Source organism: Micromonospora sp. CNZ285, from assembly GCF_004637285.1.
The window spans coordinates 931,345-950,361 of record NZ_SPQD01000001.1; the positions used below are offsets into that span (position 1 = coordinate 931,345).

At 75.4% G+C, this 19,017-nt stretch carries 16 protein-coding genes; 3 read left to right on the forward strand and 13 right to left on the reverse strand.

Going from position 1 to position 19,017, the window contains the following annotated elements; genetic code table 11:
• Nucleotides 1-31: 31 nt before the first annotated feature.
• From CLT75_RS04255 to CLT75_RS04315, 13 genes are all read right to left on the reverse strand, one after another.
• Nucleotides 32-1,882, reverse strand: coding sequence for an AfsR/SARP family transcriptional regulator (locus CLT75_RS04255; RefSeq protein WP_135239568.1), 1,851 nt, complete (start codon nucleotides 1,880-1,882; stop codon nucleotides 32-34).
• Nucleotides 1,883-1,983: 101 nt separating this feature from the next.
• Nucleotides 1,984-2,940 (reverse strand): Gfo/Idh/MocA family oxidoreductase, encoded by a 957-nt coding sequence (locus CLT75_RS04260; protein ID WP_135239569.1) that lies wholly within the window; start codon nucleotides 2,938-2,940, stop codon nucleotides 1,984-1,986.
• Entirely contained in the window at nucleotides 2,924-3,811 is an 888-nt protein-coding gene (locus tag CLT75_RS04265; RefSeq protein ID WP_135239570.1) for an inositol monophosphatase family protein, read from the reverse strand. The genes CLT75_RS04260 and CLT75_RS04265 overlap by 17 nt, the downstream gene beginning before the upstream one ends.
• The gene (locus CLT75_RS04270; protein ID WP_135239571.1) at nucleotides 3,808-4,341 is read right to left on the reverse strand and encodes a flavin reductase family protein; all 534 of its coding nucleotides are present in this window, start codon (nucleotides 4,339-4,341) and stop codon (nucleotides 3,808-3,810) included. The genes CLT75_RS04265 and CLT75_RS04270 overlap by 4 nt, the downstream gene beginning before the upstream one ends.
• Entirely contained in the window at nucleotides 4,341-5,831 is a 1,491-nt protein-coding gene (locus CLT75_RS04275) for an amino acid adenylation domain-containing protein (protein WP_135239572.1), read from the reverse strand. The genes CLT75_RS04270 and CLT75_RS04275 overlap by 1 nt, the downstream gene beginning before the upstream one ends.
• Before the next feature lie 67 nt (nucleotides 5,832-5,898).
• Nucleotides 5,899-6,999, reverse strand: coding sequence for an acyl-CoA dehydrogenase family protein (locus tag CLT75_RS04280; protein WP_135239573.1), 1,101 nt, complete (start codon nucleotides 6,997-6,999; stop codon nucleotides 5,899-5,901).
• Entirely contained in the window at nucleotides 6,992-8,152 is a 1,161-nt protein-coding gene (locus CLT75_RS04285) for an acyl-CoA dehydrogenase family protein (RefSeq protein WP_135239574.1), read from the reverse strand. The genes CLT75_RS04280 and CLT75_RS04285 overlap by 8 nt, the downstream gene beginning before the upstream one ends.
• The gene (locus CLT75_RS04290) at nucleotides 8,149-8,403 is read right to left on the reverse strand and encodes a phosphopantetheine-binding protein (protein WP_135239575.1); all 255 of its coding nucleotides are present in this window, start codon (nucleotides 8,401-8,403) and stop codon (nucleotides 8,149-8,151) included. Before CLT75_RS04290 ends, CLT75_RS04285 begins: the two co-directional genes overlap by 4 nt.
• A 4-nt stretch (nucleotides 8,404-8,407) precedes the next feature.
• Nucleotides 8,408-9,655 carry a type III PLP-dependent enzyme domain-containing protein gene (locus CLT75_RS04295; RefSeq protein WP_135239576.1) on the reverse strand — a complete coding sequence of 416 codons (1,248 nt, stop codon included), beginning with the start codon at nucleotides 9,653-9,655 and terminating at the stop codon, nucleotides 8,408-8,410.
• Nucleotides 9,648-11,147 carry a class I adenylate-forming enzyme family protein gene (locus tag CLT75_RS04300; RefSeq protein WP_135239577.1) on the reverse strand — a complete coding sequence of 500 codons (1,500 nt, stop codon included), beginning with the start codon at nucleotides 11,145-11,147 and terminating at the stop codon, nucleotides 9,648-9,650. The genes CLT75_RS04295 and CLT75_RS04300 overlap by 8 nt, the downstream gene beginning before the upstream one ends.
• Nucleotides 11,144-12,379 (reverse strand): acyl carrier protein, encoded by a 1,236-nt coding sequence (locus CLT75_RS04305; RefSeq protein ID WP_135239578.1) that lies wholly within the window; start codon nucleotides 12,377-12,379, stop codon nucleotides 11,144-11,146. The genes CLT75_RS04300 and CLT75_RS04305 overlap by 4 nt, the downstream gene beginning before the upstream one ends.
• 76 nt (nucleotides 12,380-12,455) lie before the next feature.
• Entirely contained in the window at nucleotides 12,456-13,676 is a 1,221-nt protein-coding gene (locus CLT75_RS04310) for an inositol-3-phosphate synthase (protein ID WP_135239579.1), read from the reverse strand.
• 38 nt (nucleotides 13,677-13,714) lie between these two features.
• On the reverse strand, nucleotides 13,715-14,989 hold the full coding sequence (locus CLT75_RS04315) for a DegT/DnrJ/EryC1/StrS family aminotransferase (RefSeq protein WP_486485056.1): 1,275 nt from the start codon (nucleotides 14,987-14,989) through the stop codon (nucleotides 13,715-13,717).
• 105 nt (nucleotides 14,990-15,094) lie between these two features.
• Between CLT75_RS04315 and CLT75_RS04320 the strand changes: the two genes are divergently transcribed.
• From CLT75_RS04320 to CLT75_RS04330, 3 genes are read left to right on the forward strand one after another with little or no spacing between them, the layout of a single operon-like run.
• The gene (locus tag CLT75_RS04320) at nucleotides 15,095-16,273 is read left to right on the forward strand and encodes a glycosyltransferase (RefSeq protein ID WP_135239581.1); all 1,179 of its coding nucleotides are present in this window, start codon (nucleotides 15,095-15,097) and stop codon (nucleotides 16,271-16,273) included.
• 14 nt (nucleotides 16,274-16,287) lie between these two features.
• The gene (locus CLT75_RS04325; protein ID WP_135239582.1) at nucleotides 16,288-17,727 is read left to right on the forward strand and encodes a condensation domain-containing protein; all 1,440 of its coding nucleotides are present in this window, start codon (nucleotides 16,288-16,290) and stop codon (nucleotides 17,725-17,727) included.
• Between the two features lie 38 nt (nucleotides 17,728-17,765).
• Nucleotides 17,766-19,001 (forward strand): MFS transporter, encoded by a 1,236-nt coding sequence (locus CLT75_RS04330; RefSeq protein WP_135239583.1) that lies wholly within the window; start codon nucleotides 17,766-17,768, stop codon nucleotides 18,999-19,001.
• The last annotated feature ends 16 nt before the right edge of the window (nucleotides 19,002-19,017 follow it).

A 19,017-nucleotide genomic window follows, 5' to 3' on the forward strand; every position in this document is an offset into this window, starting at 1 on the left:
GTCGCTTCGACCCGTACACCGCGATCGGCGTTCAGGCCGGAAGCGGCCGCCCGTGCGCGTCCACGCGCTCGCGGGCGAACAGCCGCAGCAGCTCCGGCAGGTGGAGGCGCTCGCCCGGCGCGCCGGGGTCGACCGGCACCAGCAGATTGTGCTGGACCAGGTGCTCCACCATCCGGTTGGCCTGCTGCCGGGGCAGGCGCAGGATCTCCACCGCGCTGGCCGGGGTGATGAACGAGTCGGTGCGGGCCAGCGCGTGCAGCGCCCGGCGGGCGTCGACGTCCAGCGCCTGGTAGCTGACCGAGAGGCTGTCGCGCACCGAGATGTCCCCGACGGACAGCTCCGACAGCCGGTTCTCCTCGTCCTCCAGATGCGCGGCGAAGCCGGGCAGGGCGACGTCGGGCTGGGCGACGAGCCGGCTGCCGACGATCCGCAGGGCCAGCGGCAGCCGGTCGCAGGCCGCCGCGATCCGGCCGAACACCTCCGGCTGCTCCCGTACCCGGCGCTCGCCCGCGATCGTGGCCAGCAGCTCCACCGCGTCGGCCCGGTCGAGCGCGCCGAGCGTCAGCCGCCAGCCGACGTCCAGGTCCAGCAGGCGCTGCCGGCTGTTGATCAGCACCAGGCTGCGGCCCGCCCCGGGCAGCAGCGGGCGCACCTGCTGCGCGCAGTCGACGTCGTCGATGATGAGCAGCAGCCGCCGGCCGGCGAGCGCGCAGCGCAGCACGGCGGAGCGTTCCCGGATGTCCTCGGACACGTCGGTCAGCGGTACGCCCAGCTCGACCAGCAGCTCCCGGATCAGCTCCCCGCTGCCGCGCGGCGGCTCGTCGCCGCTGTCGAAGCTGACGAAGAGCTGACCGTCGGGGAAGAGATCGGCCAGGTCGTACCCGCTGCTCACCGAGAACGAGGACTTGCCGACGCCCGGCGCGCCGGAGACGAGCACGACCCCGGCGTGCTCGTCCGCGCCGGCCGGGTCGGCGATCCCCTCGGCGATGGCGCGCAGCTGGCCCGCCGTGGTGTCCCGGCCGACCAGGGACGGCGGCTTCATCGGCAGGGCCTGCGGGCTCGGCGGCGGGCCGGGCGGCGACGCGGGCCCGGCACCGAGGGCCGCCGACCAGCCGGCCGGTGGACGGACCTCGGCGGAGTCCGCATCCAACGCGGTCTGCAGGGCGCCCTGGAGGGTGGGACCGGGGTCGACGCCGAGTTCGTCGACGATGCCGCGCCGGGCCTGCTGGTACGCGGCCAGCGCCTCGGCCACCCGCCCCTCCAAGGTCAGCGCGGTCACCAGCTGCGCCTGCCGGCGTTCGTCGAGCGGCTCCTCGGCCACCATCCGGCGCAGCGGCGGGATGACCCGGGCCGGCTGGCCCAGCCGCAGGCGCAGGTCGATCAGCTCGGTGGTCATCTCCCGGTGCTGCTCCCGCAGCGCCGTGACGGTCGCGCCCAGGTCGGTACCGAGATCCGCCAGGTCCTCCAGCGGATGCCCGCCCCACAGCTCGACCGCCCGGTCGAACAGGTCGGCGGCGGCCTCCGGGCGGTCCCCCCGCGCGGCCCGGCGGGCCTCGCCGGCGAGACGCCGGAACCGCAGCAGGTCCAGCTCGTCCTCGTCGACCCGCAGGTGGTAGCCGGTGCCGTCGTGGACCAGCCGGTCGGCCGAGTCGCCGCCACGGTCCAGCGACTGCCGCAGCCGGTGCACGTACGTGCGCAGGTTGCGGACCGCCGACGCGGGCGGCGCGTCCGGCCAGAGGCCGTCGACCAGCCGGGACGTGGGGACCGTACGCCCCGGGCTCAGCAGCAGCACGGCGAGCAGGAGGCGGGGCTTGGTGCCGGTCAGCGTGACCGGCCGGTCGTCCACGTGCAGTGTCAACGGACCGAGAACATTGAACCGCATGAATGTCGTCCCCCGCTTCGCCGCACCGTCCACTGTGTGGTGTACGGCTGAATTTCCCACCTTCGGCCGGGGAATACCTCGCTCCCAGATGGTGCAAGTAGTCACCGAACGGTGTGTACTTCGTGACCCGGGGTCAGTTGCGCCGTCGCCCGCCGCGCCGCGTCGAGCACCGCCACCGCGTCCGCCACTCCGGCGCCCGCCGACCGGCCCTCCCGGACCAGCCCGGCGAAGTCCTCCGCCTGACGGGCCAGGGCCGCGTACATGGTGGCGTCCCCGTCGGCCGGGTCGAGGAAGGTCAGCCGCTCGTGGTCGCGGGTGCCGAAGACCTCCACCGTCGCCATGTCGCCGCCCCGGTGGTGCCGGCCGAGCGACACCAGCGCGGTGCCGCCGCCGGACAGGCCGAGCAACGCCTGCGCGCTGTCCACGTCCCGGCCGCGTACCGCCGGGTCGGTGACCGGTCCGGCCGGCTGCACCGCGAGCCGGTCGATCTCCTGCCCGGTCAGCCACCGGATCTGGTCGAACTCGTGCACGCCCATGTCCACGAAGATCCCGCCGCTGCCGGTGCGGAACGCCGCCGCCGGTGGTTCGCCGTCCCACTGCGCCGCGGCCACGAACAGGATCTCGCCGAGCTCGCCGCCGGCGATCCGCTCCCGCAGCCGTCGTAGCTGCGGGACGAACCGGCGCCAGTAGGCGACCTGGAACGGGATCCCGGCCGCGGCGGCCACCCGGCCCGTCTCCGCCGCCTCGACCGGGCCGAGCCCGGCCGGCTTCTCGCACAGCACCGGCAGCCCCGCCTTGGCGGCCGCCGCGACCAGCGCGCCGTGCCGCCCGGTGGGCGCGGTCACCAGGAGAGCGTCCGGCACGGCGTCCGCGAGCAGGTCCTCCACGCTCGGGTACGCCGGCAGTCCGGCGGCGGTGACCGCCTCCCGTGCCGCCGGAACCGGATCGACCACGTACCGGATCCGGACGCTCCGGTGGTCGGCCAGGGCGCGCAGGTGGTGGTGGCCCATTCGGCCCGCCCCCACCAGCGCCAGCCGGAACTCATCGCTGCCGGTCATCGTCGGTTCCCCTCTCCTCGTCGGTGTCGGTGTCGTCGGTGTCGTCGCGGCCGTCGATGCCGTCGCGGCCGTCCGTACCGTCGTCGCCCAGCCAGCCGGCCAGCGCGGCCACCACGGCCGGCGCGCCGGTGGCGAAGACCTCGAACCCGTCGTGGCCCCACCGCCGGCTCACGCCGCCGGCGGCCTCGACCAGCGCGGCGCCGGCCGCGATGTCCCACGGCGCGGGGTCGAAGCTGACGAACGCGTCCAGTTCCCCGCGGGCCACCGCCGCCAGGTCGCAGACCGTGGAGCCGGTGTTGCGCAGGTCGGCGACGCGGGGCGCGACGCCGACGAGCGCCTGGTACGCCCGCCGTCGCGGCCCCGGCGCGTTCGGCACCGCGAACGCCACCAGGGCGTGCCCCGGCTCGGCCTCACGGTTCACCGCGACCGGTGCGTCGCCGTCGAGCGCGCCGTCGTCGTCGAGTACCAGGCAGGCGCCGGTGTCCGGTTGCAGCACGGTGGCCGCGACCACCCGGCCGTCGCCCACGTCGCAGCCGGTCGCCACCGCGATGCTGACCGCGTAGCGGCTCGCCCCGTGGCTGAAGTTCAGCGTGCCGTCGAGCGGGTCGACGATCCAGCGCAGGCCGGAGCAGCCGTCGCTGGCCCCGGACTCCTCGGCCAGCACGGCGTCCTGCGGCCGGTCGCGGGCGAGCAGGCCGAGGATGGCCCGCTCGCTGGCGTGGTCGGCGCTGGTCACCGGGTCCTGGGCCGCGCCGCCCTTGTGTTCGGTCTGCAGGCCCCGGCCGCGCGCCTCGCGGATCGCGTCCGCCCCGGCCCGCGCCGCGCGCAGGCTCAGGTGGCGCAGGTCGCCGGGAGCGGCGCCGATGCTCATCGCGTCACCTGCGCTTCCCGCGGCGCGGCGACGCGCGCGTAGCCGCCGTCCACGAACAGCAGCGGCGGGTTCGGCCGCAGCAGGCCGGCGGAGCGGACCGCGCCCATCAGCACCGCGTGGTCGCCGGCCGGGTCCGCGGAGACCGCCTCGCAGCCGAAGTACGCCACCCCGTCGGTCAGGCGCGGGCAACCGGTCGCCCGCTCGTCGTCGTATGCCACACCCGCGAAGCCCTCGGCGCCCGCAGGCCGGCCGCGGCTGGCGAACCAGGCCGCCTCCTCGCGCTGGTCGTCGCCGAGCACCGTCACCGCGAACCGGCCGGTACGGCGCACCGCGCCGAGCAGCCGGCAGTCCCGCCGCAGGCAGACCAGCAGCATCCGGGGTGACAGCGACACGGTGGTGAAGGAGTTGACGGTCATCCCCACCGGTCCGTCGGGCCCGACGGCGGTCGCCACCGCCACTCCGGTGGCGAACCGCCCGGCCACCGACCGGAACGCCCGCTCCTGGTCCGGTCCGTTCCCTGTGCCGGTCATCACCGTGCTCCTCTCGTCGCGCTGCCGACCAGGTCGGCGGCCCGCCGCCGGTCGGTCTTGCCGTTGGCGTTCGTGGGCAGCGCGGCCACGTGGTGGATCCGCGCCGGCACCATGTAGGCGGGCAGGCGCTCCGCGCACCTGCGGGTCAGCTCGTCGGTGATCCCGGCGGCGCCGGTGTAGACCGCCCGCAGGGAGACGTCGTCGCCCGCGCCGAACGCCAGCACCACCGCGTCCTGCACCTCCGGGTGGCCGCGCAGGACCATCTCGATCTCGCCCAGCTCGATCCGGTAGCCGCGCAGCTTCACCTGGTCGTCCAGGCGGCCGTGGTGCACGAACGTGCCGTGCTCGCGCCGGACCCGGTCACCGGTGCGGTAGTACCGGCGGCCCGCGTACGTGACGAACCGCCCCTCGTCGTCGGCCGGGTCGAGGTAGCCGTCGAACCGCTGCGGCCCGTGCACGCACAGCTCACCGTCGTCCACGCCGACGGCGCCGTCCTCGGCGCGCAGGATCGCGTCCAGCCCGGGGTGCGCGTCGCCGATCGGCACGGTGCCGTTGGAGGTCACCGGCCAGGCCGCCGGATCCGCCGGCAGCCGGTGACCGGTGCACGTCACGGTCAGCTCGGTGGGACCGTAGAGGTTCTCCACCACGCTGCCCGGTGCCGCCGCGGCCCACGCCCGCGCCTGCTCCAGCGTCAGCGGCTCGCCGGCGAAGAGGCTGTGCCGCAGGCCGGGCATGGCGCCGGGGGAGAGCATCCGCATCCGGCGGGCCAGCGAGACCACCGAGGGCACCGAGAACCAGTGCGTGATCCGTCGCTCGTTGACGAACCGCACCGGCGTCAGCACCTCGTCCGGCTGCGGCACCACGAGCGTGGCGCCGCCGCCCCAGGCGACGAACATGTCGAACACGGACGGGTCGAAGGTCAGGTCGAAGGTCTGCGACAGCCGGTCACCCGGGCCGGCCGGGTAGCGGTCCCGGCAGTACGCGAGGAACGCGTCCACGTTGCGGTGCCGGACCGGCACGCCCTTGGGCCGCCCGGTCGAGCCGGACGTGAACAGCAGGTACGCCACGTCGTCCGGCGCCACCGGGGCGGCCGGCGGCGGGACGGCGGGCGCGCCGTCGAGGCGTACCGTCACCGCGTCGCCCGCGACCTGCGCCGCGGTCGCGGCGCCGGCGTCGTCGACCACGAGCGCGTCCACGCCCGCGTCCCGGCACTGCCGGGCGGTGCGGGCCGGTGGGAAGGCCGGGTTGAGCGGCACCACCACCGCTCCGGCGCGCAGCGCGGCCAGATAACCGGCGTACGCGGGCAGGCTGCGGGCGGCCAGCAGGCCGACCGCGCGCGGGCGGTGGCCCACCTCGGCGTGGATCCGCCCGGCGAGGCCGTCGGCGAGGTCGCGCAGCCGGCGGTAGCTCACCGGCTCCCCGCCGACCTCCAGCGCGACCGCTTCGGGCACGCGTGCCACGGTCCGCTCGAACCAGGAGTAGAGACTCACGGCGTTGCTCCCTTCACTGTGCTGTCGTCGATCGGTCTTCCGGCGCCACCGGCGCGGGACGTCGTGCTCAGGTCACCGCGCCCGCCAGTTCGTCGGCGTGGTCGGCGATGCCGGCGAGCATCGCGCCGGTGGCGCCACCGGCGATGCCGAACATGGCCGCCTCGGTACGTAGCTGCGCCTCCCCGCCGTCGCGGAACGCGTCCGCGCCGCGCAGGCGCACCGCCTCGGCGGCGACCCGGTCCACGGTCTCGGCGGCGCTGACCTTGAGCAGCATCCCGGTGACCGCGGACGGGACGGCGGCCGGCGCGTCCAGCAGCGGCGCGCACAGCGCGTCGAGCTGGTGCGTGGCGACCAGGCACCGGGCGTACCGCTCGCGGACCGCCGGGCGGTCCCACAGCGTGCCCGCCCCGGCCGGTCGCCGCCGCAGCCAGTCGTGCAGGCCGGCCAGCATCCGGTGGCACATCGCCCGGGCCCACAGCGCACCGGCGACCCGTTCGACGCCGACCTGCCGGGCGAACCCGGCCAGCGCCCGGCCGGGGCGGCCCAGCACGGCGTCCGGGCCCAGCGCCACGCCGGCGAAGCGCAGGTGGCCCACGCCGGACCCGGCGAACGCCCGCCCGGCGGACCCGGCCGTCACGCCCGGCGCGGCGGCGGGCACCAGCAGCCAGCAGAAGCTGGTGAAGTGCCGCGCCTCGCGGTGCCGGGCCAGCACCAGCGCCGCGTCGCAGCTCGTCGCGTTGGTGATCCAGTCCTTGCCGCCGTCCAGGACGGCGCCGTCGTCGCCCAGCTTCACCCGGGTCGTGGCGTCGAGCAGGTCCGAGCCCGACCCGGCGGCGTCGGTGACGGCCAGCGCCACCACCGTCTCGCCGCGCAGCATCCCGCGCCGCGCGGCCTCCGCCGGGCCGGTCACGCCGGCCAGCAGCGGCAGTACGGTGGCGACCTGGACGCAGACCGACAGCGTCACGCCGAGCGGGCACCGGGCGTCCAGTTCGGTGAGCAGCGCCGACAGCCGCCGGGGGTCCGGCTGGACGCCGTCCGGGTAGAGCGCCTCGATGATGCCGGCGGCGCCCAGCGCGCGCCACACCGCGCCGGGGTCGGTGGGGTCCACATCGGACAGGGCGGCCCGCAGTGCGGCGGCGTCGTCCCCGGCCGGCGTCGGCTCAGGCAAGACGCACCCCCGGGTCGCGCAGCGACAACGCCCCGTTGGCCAGGCGCAGCCGGTCGTTGGCGTAGTTCAGCGAGGCCGAGCGCAGATCCCGGAAGGTGCGCTCCAGCGTCAGCGGCGAGTCGGTCAGGTAGCCGTGGCGCAGGCCCGTCAGCTCGACCAGCTCGTCGGCGGCGGCGAAGGACTCCTCGGCCGCGCGGATCTTCAGCGTGTTGAGCAGCAGTTGCACCGGCGCCGCCGACATGTCCGGCGCGTCGGTGACCACCGCGACGGTGTGCCGCAGCAGCGCGTGCGCCGCGTCCAGCCGGGTGCGGATGCCGGCCAGCCGGAGCAGCACCAGCTCGGAGGAGGGGGCGAACTGCCGCCGTCCCGCCTCGCTGCGGGCGTGCCGCAGCACCCGGGCGTACGCGCCGGCCGCCGCCCCGATCCAGGCCGCCGACCAGCCGACGTGGGCCAGCGGCGCGAAGACCCGGGTGGCGATCTCCCGGAACCCGCCGTGCTCGCCGATGACCTGCCACTGCGGCACCGCGCCGCGCAGCCGCATCGGCACGCTGTGCGTGGCCCGCATGCCCAGCGGGCGCCACCCGCCGGTCACCTCGGTCTCCACCTGGTCCCGGTCGGCGTAGACCAGGTCCACCTGGGCGGCCGAGCCGCCCCCCGGCGCGCGGGTGGTGATGAGGAAGGCGTCCGCGTACGGGCCGCCGGTGACGATCGGCGCCTGCCTGTCGATCAGCAGCATCTCGCCGTCGTGCTCCAGCGCCGACTCGGCGGTGAGCAGGTGACCGCCCTTGCCGGCCTCGGTGGTGACCGAGCCGAGATACCGTTCGCCCCGGGCCACCGCCGGCAGCACCTCGGCGCGCAGCTTCTCCCCGCCGTACGCGGTGATCGCGGCGACCTGCTGGCAGTGCATGGCGAAGACCATCGCCACCGACATGTCCACCCGGCCCAGCGTCAGCGTGACGTCGACCAGGTCCGGCAGTGTGCCGCCGGCACCGCCCTCGGCGGCCGGGACCAGCAGCCCCAGCAGCCCGGTACGACGCATGGCGGCCAGCGCCTCGGTCGGGAAGGCGGCGTCCTCGTCGGACTGGCGGGCGTGCTCCGCCGCCACGTCGGCGACGGTCTCGACGGCCGGGGCGTACCCGGCGGCCGCGGTCATCGGGAACCACCGCCGACCGGGGCGCGCAGCTCCTCGACCACGCCCCACAGCCCGCCGGCCGTGGCGAAGGTCGAGTCGACCAGCTTGTCGTCGGGCACGGCGACCCCGAACGTGTCCTCGATGGCGAACAGCAGCTCGATCTCGCGCATCGAGTCCAGGCCGAGGTCGCGCAGGCGCGACTCCTCGGTGATCTCGTCCGCGCCGGCGAACTTGAGGAACGGGCGGAGCAACTCGGTGAATTCGGCGTTCATGACGTCACCTTTCTTCTCGGGGTTCGGCAGGGGCGCCCGGCGCGTCGACCGGGTGCCGCGTCAGGGTCAGCCGGGACGTCTCGACGACGCGGTCGCCGTCGCAGACGACCTCGACCGGCGCCGGGTGGCCGAGGAAGGCCAGCAGGCTCGCCGAGAGCCCGTACGCCCCGACGTTCGGCACGGCGAGCACGTCGCCCGGCCGGACGTCGGGCAGGTTCGCGGCGCGGGCCCAGGTGTCCAGCGGTGTGCACAGCGGCCCGGCGACGATCGCGGCCTCCAGCGGCGCGCCGTCGCGTCCGTCGGCGGCGTGCAGGGCGGGCACGAGCGGCGGCAGCCGGCGCAGGCCGGACATCCCGCCGAGGTGGTTGATGCCGGATTCCAGCACCACCACCGGCGTGCCCTGCGACCGCTTGACGTCCAGCACGCGGGTCAGCAGCGTGCCGGCGGTGGCGGTGAGGAACCGCCCGGACTCGAAGGCCACCTCGGGTGTGCCGTCGCGCCAGGCGGGGAAGAGGTCGTCCAGCGCGGTGGCGACCCGGTCGGCGAGGCCGGTCAGGTCCGCGTTGTGGCCGGGCCGGGCGAACGGCGCGCCGAAGCCGCCGCCGAGGTCGAGCAGGGTCAGGTCGATGCCGAGCAGGTCCCGCAGCCGCCGGGCGGTACGCGCCGCCGTGGTGAACTGGGCCACCAGCGCGTCCACCGAGTCGACGTTGCTGCCGGTGTAGAGGTGGAAGCCGCGTACCGGGGCGGACGGGCGGGAGCGGAACCGCTGCGGTTCCTGCTCGATCCAGTCGGCGTCGGCGCCGAACTGCGACGCGACGCCGGTCATGGTCAGCCCCTGCCCCGGGTTGGGCACCCGGTCGTTCACGCGCAGCAGGCAGCGCAGTTCGACGCCGTGCGCGGCGGCGATCCGGTCGGCCTGGTCGAGGCCGGTCGGCGAGTCGACGGAGAACCAGCGGACCCCGGCGCGTACCGCCTCGGTCACCTCGGCGTCGCGCTTGCCGGGTCCGGTGTAGAGCATGCGGTCGCCCGGCACGCCGGCTCGCAGCGCCGCGGCCAGTTCGCCCGGGGAGCAGACCTCCGCGTCGCAGCCGGCGGTGTGCAGTGCCGCGACCAGCGCCGGGTGCGGGTTGGCCTTGAGCGAGTAGAACAGCCGGCTGGGCGCGGGCAGCGCGGCGACCAGGGTGGCGTGGCTGGCACGTACCCGGGCCAGGTCGTAGCGGTACGCCGGGGTGTCGAAGGGCAGGTCAGCCACGGTGCTCACCCGCCAGCCGGGCCAGCGCCCGCCGGTCCACCTTGCCGTTGCCGGTCAGCGGCAGGTCGGGCAGCACGACGCAGCGCGCCGGCACCTTCATCTCCTCCAGCTGTTCCCGCAGCCGGCGCAGCACGTCGGCGGGGGTCAGTTCGGCCACCACGAACAGCGTCGCGCCGTCGCGGCCGTCGGCCGGCGGCAGCACCCCGGCCGCGTCCACGCCGTCGACCCGGTACGCGGCGGCCTCCACCTCGGTGGCGCTGACCCGGGTGCCCTTCTCCTTGTAGACGTCGTCGCGCCGGCCGGCGAAGTGGACGTACCCGTCGGCGTCCACGTGACCGTGGTCGCCGGTGTGCAGCTGCGGGAACAGTCCGTGGGCGCGGCGGAAGCGTTGCGCGGTCAGCTCGGGCCGCCGCCAGTAGCCGGCCATCACGTGCGGGCCGCGTACCACCAGCTCGCCGCGGACGCCCGGAGGCTGACGCCGCCCTTCGGCGTCCACCGTGAAGATCTCGGTGCCGGGCAGCGCCCGCCCGCAGGCGCCGGGCCGGCGCAGGTCGGCGTCCGGCGGCATGATCGCCGCGCGTTTGCACTCGGTGAGTCCGAACATCAGCTGGACGGTCAGGCCGGGCAGCAGCCGGCGCAGGCCGGCCAGCACCTCCGGCGGCATGGCCGCGCCGGTGTTGGTGAGCAGGCGCAGCGGCGGGCGCGGCGCGCCGGCCCGGCCGAGCAGCCGCAGCAGGTTGATCGCGAGCGACGGTACGCAGGGCAGCACCGTGGCGCCGGACTCGACGAGGGTCGCCAGCAGGCGGCCACCGGTGTCCCCGGGATCACCGAGGCGCAGCCGGGCCCCGGCCACGGTGCTCAGGAAGATCTGGTAGAGGCCGTAGTCGAACGACGGCGGCAGCAGGACGTGCACCACGTCGTCGGGCCGGTAGCGCAGCTCCGACTGGATCGCCTGCACCGCGAACGTGACCTGGGCGTGCGTGGACACCACTGCCTTCGGCATGCCGGTGCTGCCGGAGGTGTAGATCAGGCAGACCGGGTCGACGGCGAGCGGGGCCGGACCGGCGGATCCGCCGCCGATCGCCGCGTCGGACGCGGCGCGCCGCGCCTCGGCCGCCCCGTGGACCGGGACGCCGCGGGCGCGGGACAGGCCGGTCAGGACCGGGTCGTCGGTGAGGACCAGGCCCGGTTCGGCGTCGTCGAGCACGTGGGCGAGGGCGACCTCGGGGGCCGGCGTCCGGAGGACGACGAAGACCGCGCCGGCCCGGGCGACCGCGTACAGCAGCGCCGGCAGGGTCGCGTCGGCGGGCAGCGCCACCAGCACCCGGTCGCCGCGCCGGACGCCCTGCCCGCGCAGCCAGCCGGCCAGGCGCAGGCTGTCGGCCCGCACCTGACGGTACGTGAACTCGACTGTCCCGTCCCCGACGGCGGGCGCGTCGGAGCGCGCGTCGGCGGTGCGGTCCAGCAGGTCGTGCAGCAGTTCGGTACTCATCGGGCACCTCCGGTGGCGGCGCCGAACATGGCGCACAGGGAGCCGACGTCGCGCAGGTCGGCCGCGGACAGCGCGGTGGCCGGAACCTCGACGCCGAGCCGGCGTTCGACCCGGTCGATGACGTCGACCAGCCGGAACGAGTCGAAGCCGGGCAGTTCCCGGAGCACGTCGGTGGTGCGCAGGGCCGAGCCGTCCAGGTCCAGGGTGTCGCCGAGCGCGCCGAGCACCGCCGCGCGTACGCCGTCGTCACCGGCCCTCTCCGGCGCGGGCCGCGCGGCGTCGTCGCCGGTCGCGCCGGCGATCGACTCCAGCGCGGCCAGGTGGTCGGCGATCAGCTCGCCGAGCGCGTCCGCCAGTTCCGGCGCGGCCGGCCGGCCCGCCTGGGCCCGCCGCAGCGCCACGTAGCTGCGCGTGGCGAGTTGCTGCCAGCGCGCGGCCTGCCCGGCCAGCGCGGCGGCGGCCTCCGGCGCGACCGCGGCGAGCCAGCGTTCGTGCAGGTCGCGGGCGCGGGCCAGCAGCCAGACGTCGAGGACGAAGCGGTGCAGCCCGGCCACCGTGTCCAGGGCGGCGCCGGTGCGGGTCAGATAGTTGTGGATCTCCGGGCGGGCCCGGCCGGCCCGGGCGGCGTTGCCGGCGAGCATGGCGGGCACGTCGATCTCCGGGGCGGGGTGCGCCGTCACCGCCAGGGTGTGCGCGCCGCCGGCCAGTGCCGTGTCGAACGCGGCGGCGGGCAGCCGCCACACGCCGGGACGCGCGGGGCCCCAGGCGGTGTCGTTGTGGTACGCGTCGACCACTGTGACCTCGTCCGGCGCGGCGGCCGTGACGAGGAAGCTGTGCCGCATGTGCTCGTGCTCGTGGTAGGGGCACCAGGGCAGGTCGTACGCGTCGGCGGTGACGTAGAGCGGCTGGCCCGGGGCGGACAGCCGGCGCACCTGCGGGCCGTCGAGCTGCATCCACCGGCCCTCCACCCGCAGGCCCAGCAGGTCGACCGCCTCGGCGGCCCGGTCGTCCGAGGTCGCCTCGACGGTGACCAGGCCGTCCTGGTCCCGGGTGTGGAACCCGTACCGGGCGCCGAGGGCGAGGTGGCTGCCGGACCCGTTCGCGTGGTCGGCCAGCAGGGCGAAGCTCGTCTGGAGACAGTCCAGCGCGGTCGCGTGCAGACCGGTCAGGATCGGCGTCCACACCGGATCCGTGCTCGGCCGGTCCGGCGCGTTCGGGACGTGGTGGGACATGGGGGACTCCTCGTTACGGATACGTGGGGCGGGGCCGCCGGCGCGGTGGGTGCCGCGCCGGCGGCCGGTACGAAGGTCAGCTGTCGGTGCGGCCGTCCAGCCCGTTGGCCCAGGAGGCGAGCGCCTGCGCCTGCTCGGCCAGCGCGTGCTCGTCGGTGCCGATCGGGTCCTTGAAGAAGAACCCCAGCTCCTCGATCGGGCCGACGTGGCCGGCACGGTGTGCCGCCGCGGTCAGCCGGGCCAGGTCGAGCACCAGCGGGGCGGCCAGCGTGGAGTCCACCCCGCTCCAGGTCAGCTGCATGGACATCCGGACGCCGAGGAACCCCTCGAACGAGACGTGGTCCCAGGCGGTCTTGTGGTCGCCCAGGTCCGGCACGTTGTCGATGTGCAGCGGGGCGGTGACGTCCTCACCGAGCAGCGCGGGCAGCACGCCCGACTTCGAGCTGAGCTTGCTGCGGGCGTTGCGCGGGTCCTCCAGCGTCGCGCCGTCACCGCCGCCGAGCAGGTTCACCCCGGCCCAGGAGAGCACGTGCAGGGCGCGGCTGGTGAACATCGGCGCCAGGGCGGTACGCAGCAGCGTCTCCCCGGTCTTGCCGTCGGAGCCGGCGAACGGCACGCGCTCCCGCTGCGCCATCATCTCCAGCGCGGGCAGCCGGGCCCCGGTGGACGGGGTGAAGTCGACGAAGCCGCAACCGGCCTGGAACGCCGCGTACGCGACCACCGAACTGGCCGGCAGCGCCTTGTCGTCCGGGTCGGCCATGGCGCGGGTCAGCGCGTCCAGGTCGTCGTACTCGGGCCGGTGGTCGGCCGGCGGCTCGGTCGAGGAGACGTTGATGACGACGACCCGGGACAGCCCGTGGCGGCTGCGGAACTCCTCGATGTCGCCGGCCAGCCGGTCGACCACCTCGGCCAGCGGTGCGGTCTCGGTACGCGCGTCGTACCCGGTGCGCAGGTTCTGCTCGACCTCGGGCAGGCTGCCGCGCACGGCGGCCAGCACCGGCGCCGGGATGACGCCGGAGTCGACGAGCGACTCGGCCTTCTTCTCCAGCGGGGTGTCGACGATGTCGTGCCCGCCGACCACCAGGTCGTTCCAGCTCGCCAGCGGCGCGTCGCGCAGCATGCCGGTGTCGGTGACGCAGCCGGTCGAGTCGGCCATGCCGGCGCGCAGCGCCAGCAGACCGGTGATCGCGGTGGTGGCGACCGAACCGCGGGCGCCGTTGAGCCACACGCCGACGGGCGCGTCCGTGTCGGGGGACGGGGTCGGGGCGTGCGAGGTCTCGCGTTGGGTGACGGTCACGGGAAGACTCCTTCTCTGGTGCGCCGGGACGGCGCGGTTCAGCGGGTGAGCACCTTGGTGACGGCGGCGGCGATGTCCTCCATGTCCTGTTCGGTGCCGAGGAAGGTGCTGTGGTGTGTCTGGACGGTGTGGGCGGCGAGCCACTCGGTGTCGGGGTACGTGCGCTCCCGGTGGATCGCCGCGAAGCGTTCGGCCAGCGGCGCGAGCAGCGGCTTCGTCCACGGCTGGAGCAGCCGGCTGCGGTGCAGCGGCTCGTCGGTGCAGTAGAAGCGCCGGCCCAGCTCGGCGGTGAGCGCGGCGGCCACGGCAGCGTTGTCCATGCCGGCCGGCAGCTCGTCGAAGACGATCGTGCCCTCGTAGATCGAGATGCGCGTCTGGCCCGGCGCCGGTTGCAGCAGCCGTACGCCGTCGACGCCGTCCAGTAGCTCGCCGAGCAGCCGGTAGTGGTGGTTGCGCACGTCGTGCTGCTCGTCCAGCGTGGTCAGTTGCGCGCAGGCAACGGCGGCGGAGAACTCGTTCAGGCAGAAGTTGGCGCCCTGCACACCGGCGCTCTCCTCCAGGTCCAGCTCGCCGGCCGGCGTCCGGTCGTCGCGGTAGCGGCGCGAGTCGGCCCGCAGTTCCTCGAGCACCGGCGCGAGCGTGTCGTCGTCGGTGACCACGGCCCCGCCCTCACCGCAGGTGAGCACCTTGCCGTGCTGGAAGCTGAAGCAGCCGAGCCGGCCGAGCGAGCCGGCCTGGCGGCCCTGCCAGGTGGCGCCGTGGGCCTGCGCGCAGTCCTCCACGACGGAGATGCCGCGCGGCCGGGTGACCGCGTCGATCGCCGGCACGTCGGCCATGTTGGAGGCCCAGTGCACGGCGACCACGGCACGCGGGTCCACCGACAGGTCGATGTCGTCCGGCCCGACGCAGCCGGTGTCCCGGTCGACGTCGACGAGCACCGGGACCAGGCCGGCGCGCAGCGCGGCGGTCGCGGAGGCGGTCCAGGTCAGCGCCGGTACGAGCACCGTCTCGCCGTAGCCGAGGCCGAGTGACTCCAGGGCCACCACCAGGGCGCTCGACCCGTGGTCGACGGGCACGCAGTGTCGGGTGCCGACGTAGCGGGCGAAGTCGGCGGCGAAGCGCCGCTCGTACAGGTCGGTGCCGCCGACGGACGGGCTGCTGATCGCCCACCGGCCGCCGGTCAGCACCGCGGAGAGGTTGCCGGCGGCGTCCGGCGCGGGGATCGGCCAGCGTGGCCATGGACGGTCGGGTGGGCGGACCGGCCGGCCACCGTCCACGGCGAGCCGCCGGTCGAGAGGGATGGAGGTCGTCATGTCCTCGACCTTGATGCCCATCGATACATCAGCGGTACACACGCGGTAGCCGGCCCGGCCGGCGCCGTGTATCGGCGTTGTATCCGGGTGGTCGAACCTCGGGACATGAGCCGATCCGCATCGCACGTGAGCGAACCGACCGAACCCCACGCCGTCACGCGCGGCGTCTCCGTCGTCATCCCGGTCAAGGACCGGGTGGCGGAGATGCGCCGTCAGCTGCGCAGCCTGCGCGACGCCGCCCCGAACTGCCCGGAACCGGTGGAGGTGGTGGTCGTCGACGACTCGGCGCCCGGCGCGGCCGCCGCGCACCGCGCCGCCTGCGCCGAGTACGGCGCCCGCTACGTGCGCGGCCCCCGGCACGTCGGCGCCAAACGGAACCTGGGCGTCCGGCACGCCCGGTACGACCTGCTGCTGTTCACCGACTCGGACTGCCGGGTGCCGGCCGACCTGATCACCCGGTACGCGGCCCGGCTGCGCGCCTCCGGCGAGGAGGTCGCCGGCGTCACCGGCCCGGTGGTCGTCGAGCCCGGCGACAGCGCGTTCTTCCGCGTGATGCGCCGCTCGTACCTGCTGCTCGGCGACCTGACCCGGCCGCTGCACTACGAGCGCGTGTCCTGGGGCGCCGGGGCGAACATGGCCCTGAAGCGCTCCGTCTTCGAGGCGGTCGGCGGATTCCCGGAGGACTCCCCGATGCCGCTGGGCGGCGAGGACCTGCACCTCGGGCTGCTGCTCACCGACGCCGGCTACGTGCTGCTCACCGACCCGGACGGGGTGATCACCCACGACACCGGCGTCGCCGACACGTTCCGCGCGGTCGCCTACCGGTTCACCACGTACGGGCGCTCCGAGCAGTGGCTCTGCCTCGCCCACCCGCACCGGCGCCGGTTCGTGCTCAACACCGCCAGCACGCTCGCCGTGACCGCGCTGGCCGGGCTGCTGACCGCCCGGCGCAGCGGTGGGCGCAGTCTGCTCGCGGTGCCGGCCGTCGCGGCCGCGGTGGTCGCCGCGAAGACACCCGGCCGGCTCGGCGGCGACCGGGGACCGCGCGCGGTGGCCGAGTCGATGGCGTGCGCGGCGATCGAGACGCTGTTCGACGGTGCCGCGTTCGTCACGTCGCTCCGGCTCGGCCGCCCCGACCTGCTCTTCACCGGCTTCCGCGCGCCGGACGAGGCCGACTACCAGCCGGACGGGGCGGGCCACCGACCGGACGGGGCGGACCATCGGCCGGACGAGGCGGACCGCCGACCGGTCGCGCCGGTGGCCGTGCCGCCGGTGGCGGCCTGACGGAGGGAGTGGTTGTGCCGACGACGTACCCGCTGGCCCCCGGCCAGCAGATGATGTGGGAGTTCATGACCGCGCTCGACCCGGCCCACCCCGGCGCCTCACGGCTCGTGGTGGTGGAGTTCCGCCGGCTGCGGGGCGTCCTGCGGGTCGACGTGCTGCGGCAGGCGATGCAGGACGTGGTGGACCGGCACGACGCGCTGCGGATGCGGTTCGACCGCATCGGCGTGGAGCCCGAGGTGCGAATCCTGCCGCACGTCGAGTCGCCGCTGGAGTACGTCGACCTGTCCGGCCTGCCGCCGGCCGAGCAGCAGGCCCGCGTCGAGCGGATCGCGTACGCGCACCGCAACGACGCGTTCGACCCCGGCCGGGCGCCGCTGTGGCGGGCCGCCCTGGTCCGGCTCTCCGAGACCGAGCACGTGCTCGCGCTCTGCTTCTTCCACATGGTCTCCGACGGCTGGTCGTGCCGCGTCGTGGTGGAGGACCTGTGCCAGGCGTACGCGGCCCGGCTCGGCGCCGCCGATCCGCAGCCGCCGCTGGGCGTGGACCCCACAGCGCTCGCCGCGCTCCAGGAGGCGGAGCAGGCCGGCGACGGCGTCGACGCCGCCGCCCGGGCCGCGTACTGGCGGGACCGGCTGCGACCGGTGGAGCCGTACCAGCTGTTCCCGGCCTCGCCACCGGCGCCGGACGTCGCACTCAGCGCCGAGGTGGCCACCCGCTTCGCGTTCCCGCCCGAGGTCACCGCGCGGCTGCGCCCGGCCGCCCGGCGGGCCCGCACCAGCCCGTACGTGCTGCTGCTCGCCGCGTACCTGGTGCTGCTGTCGCGGCGGGCGGGACGGGGGCGGGTGGTGCTGGGCACCACCACGCTGGGCCGGGAGAGTCCGCTGTCCCGGCAGCTCGTCAGTCAGTTCACCAACAACGTCTACCTGCCGGTCGACGTCGCGCCGGACGCGCCGATGAGCGCTGTGGTCGACGCCGCGCACACCTCGCTGGCCGGGGCCGTCGCGCACGCCACCTCGTTCCACCGGGTGGCCCGGGCGGTCCGCCCCGACTTCGCGGCGATCCGCCCCTGGCCGGACAACCACCTGTTCGACGCCTGGTTCCAGTCCGCCGCGTCGGCGTCGCCGGTGCTGCACTGCCCGGGCCTGCGGGTGGAGCCGGTCGACATCACCGCCCGGGCCGCGCCCGGCACCCCGTCGCCGGTGGTCGCCGCCGACGTGCCGCCCGAGTGCCTGCCCGTCTGGGTCAAGCGGGGTTCACCGATCGTCGTGGTGGACGACGACCGGGCCGGCGGCGTGGTGATCCGCAACCGGGGCGTCTTCGGCGACGACCTGGTCCGCGGCCTGATCGACGACTACGTCGCGGTGGTCTCGGCGCTCGTCACCGACCCGGGCACCACACCGGAACGGGTACGCCTTCCTGACGGTGCGTGCTTCCTCGACCACGCGATCGGGTAGGAGTCCCGACGGACCGATCGGAGAGAGGTACGACGACCATGACGGACACCTCGACGAACCAGCACACGACGGAGCAGCCCGCGCCGCCGGTGCCACGCTCGGCCGTACGGGCCCGCTGGTCGGTGGCGCTGCTCTTCGTCATCATGGGCCTGGCCATCGGCGGGTGGTCGGCCCGCGTGCCGGAGGTACGGGACGCGGTAGGCGTCGGCAACACCGGCTGGGGCCTGGCGAACATCGCCACGAACGCCGGGGAGTTGGTCTCCCTGGTCGTGGTGGCGGTGCTGATCAGCCGGATCAACACCCGCCGGCTGGCGCTGGCCGGGGCCGCGCTGATCCTGCTCAACGCGCCGCTGCTGGCCGCGTCCACCACTGTGGTGGCGCTGGTCGGCGGCCTGGCGGTCTGGGGCTTCGCGGCGAACCTGCTGGCCACGCCGATGAACGCCCAGTCGGTCGAGGTGCAGAAGCGCTACGGGCGGCCCATCCTGTCCACGTTCCACGCCGGCTTCAGCATCGGCATGCTGGCCGGTGGCCTCTGCGGCACCGGCGCCGCGGCGATCGGGATGTCCCCGTCGGCGCAGATGGCCGTCACCAGCGTCCTGCTGGGCGCGCTGCTGGTCGGCACGCACCGCTGGCTGCCTGATACGCCCCGGCAGGAGACGAAGAACGGCGAGGACCGGCGCCGGCTGCGCGACCGGTTCACCCCGCAGTTGCTGCTGCTCGCGGTGATCGCGTTCCTCGCCTCGTTCATCGAGATGGCCGGCGCACAGTGGAGCGCGCTGTACGCGACCGAGGTGGCGGGCGCCGCAGCGGTGCTCGCCGCGGCCACGTACACCTGTCTGTCGCTGGCCGCCACGGTCGCCCGGCTGGTCGGCGACCGGCTGGCCGGCCGGTTCGGGCGGATCCGTTTCGTCCGGCTGTCCGCGCTCGTCGCCACCGTCGGCGTGGCGCTGCCGGTGGCGTACCCCCATCCGGCCGCGGTGATGGCCGGCTTCGGACTGCTCGGCTTCGGCCTGGCGTGCGTGACCCCGACGGTGCTGGGCTTCGCCGGCGAGCAGCCGGGCCTCACCTCCGGCGAGGGCGTCTCGGTGGTGGCGATGGGCCAGTGGCCGGGCGCGCTGCTCGCGGCGCCGGTGATCGGCCTGCTCGCCGGTGCCCTGAACCTGCGCAGCGCGTTCGTGGTGGTGGCCGTGATGGCGATCGCCGTGGTGGCTTTGATCGGGCGGGTCCGGGCGACGGCGCTGCCCGGCGAGAGCCCGGTCCCGCCCCGGCCGTGACGGCCGGGGCGGGGGC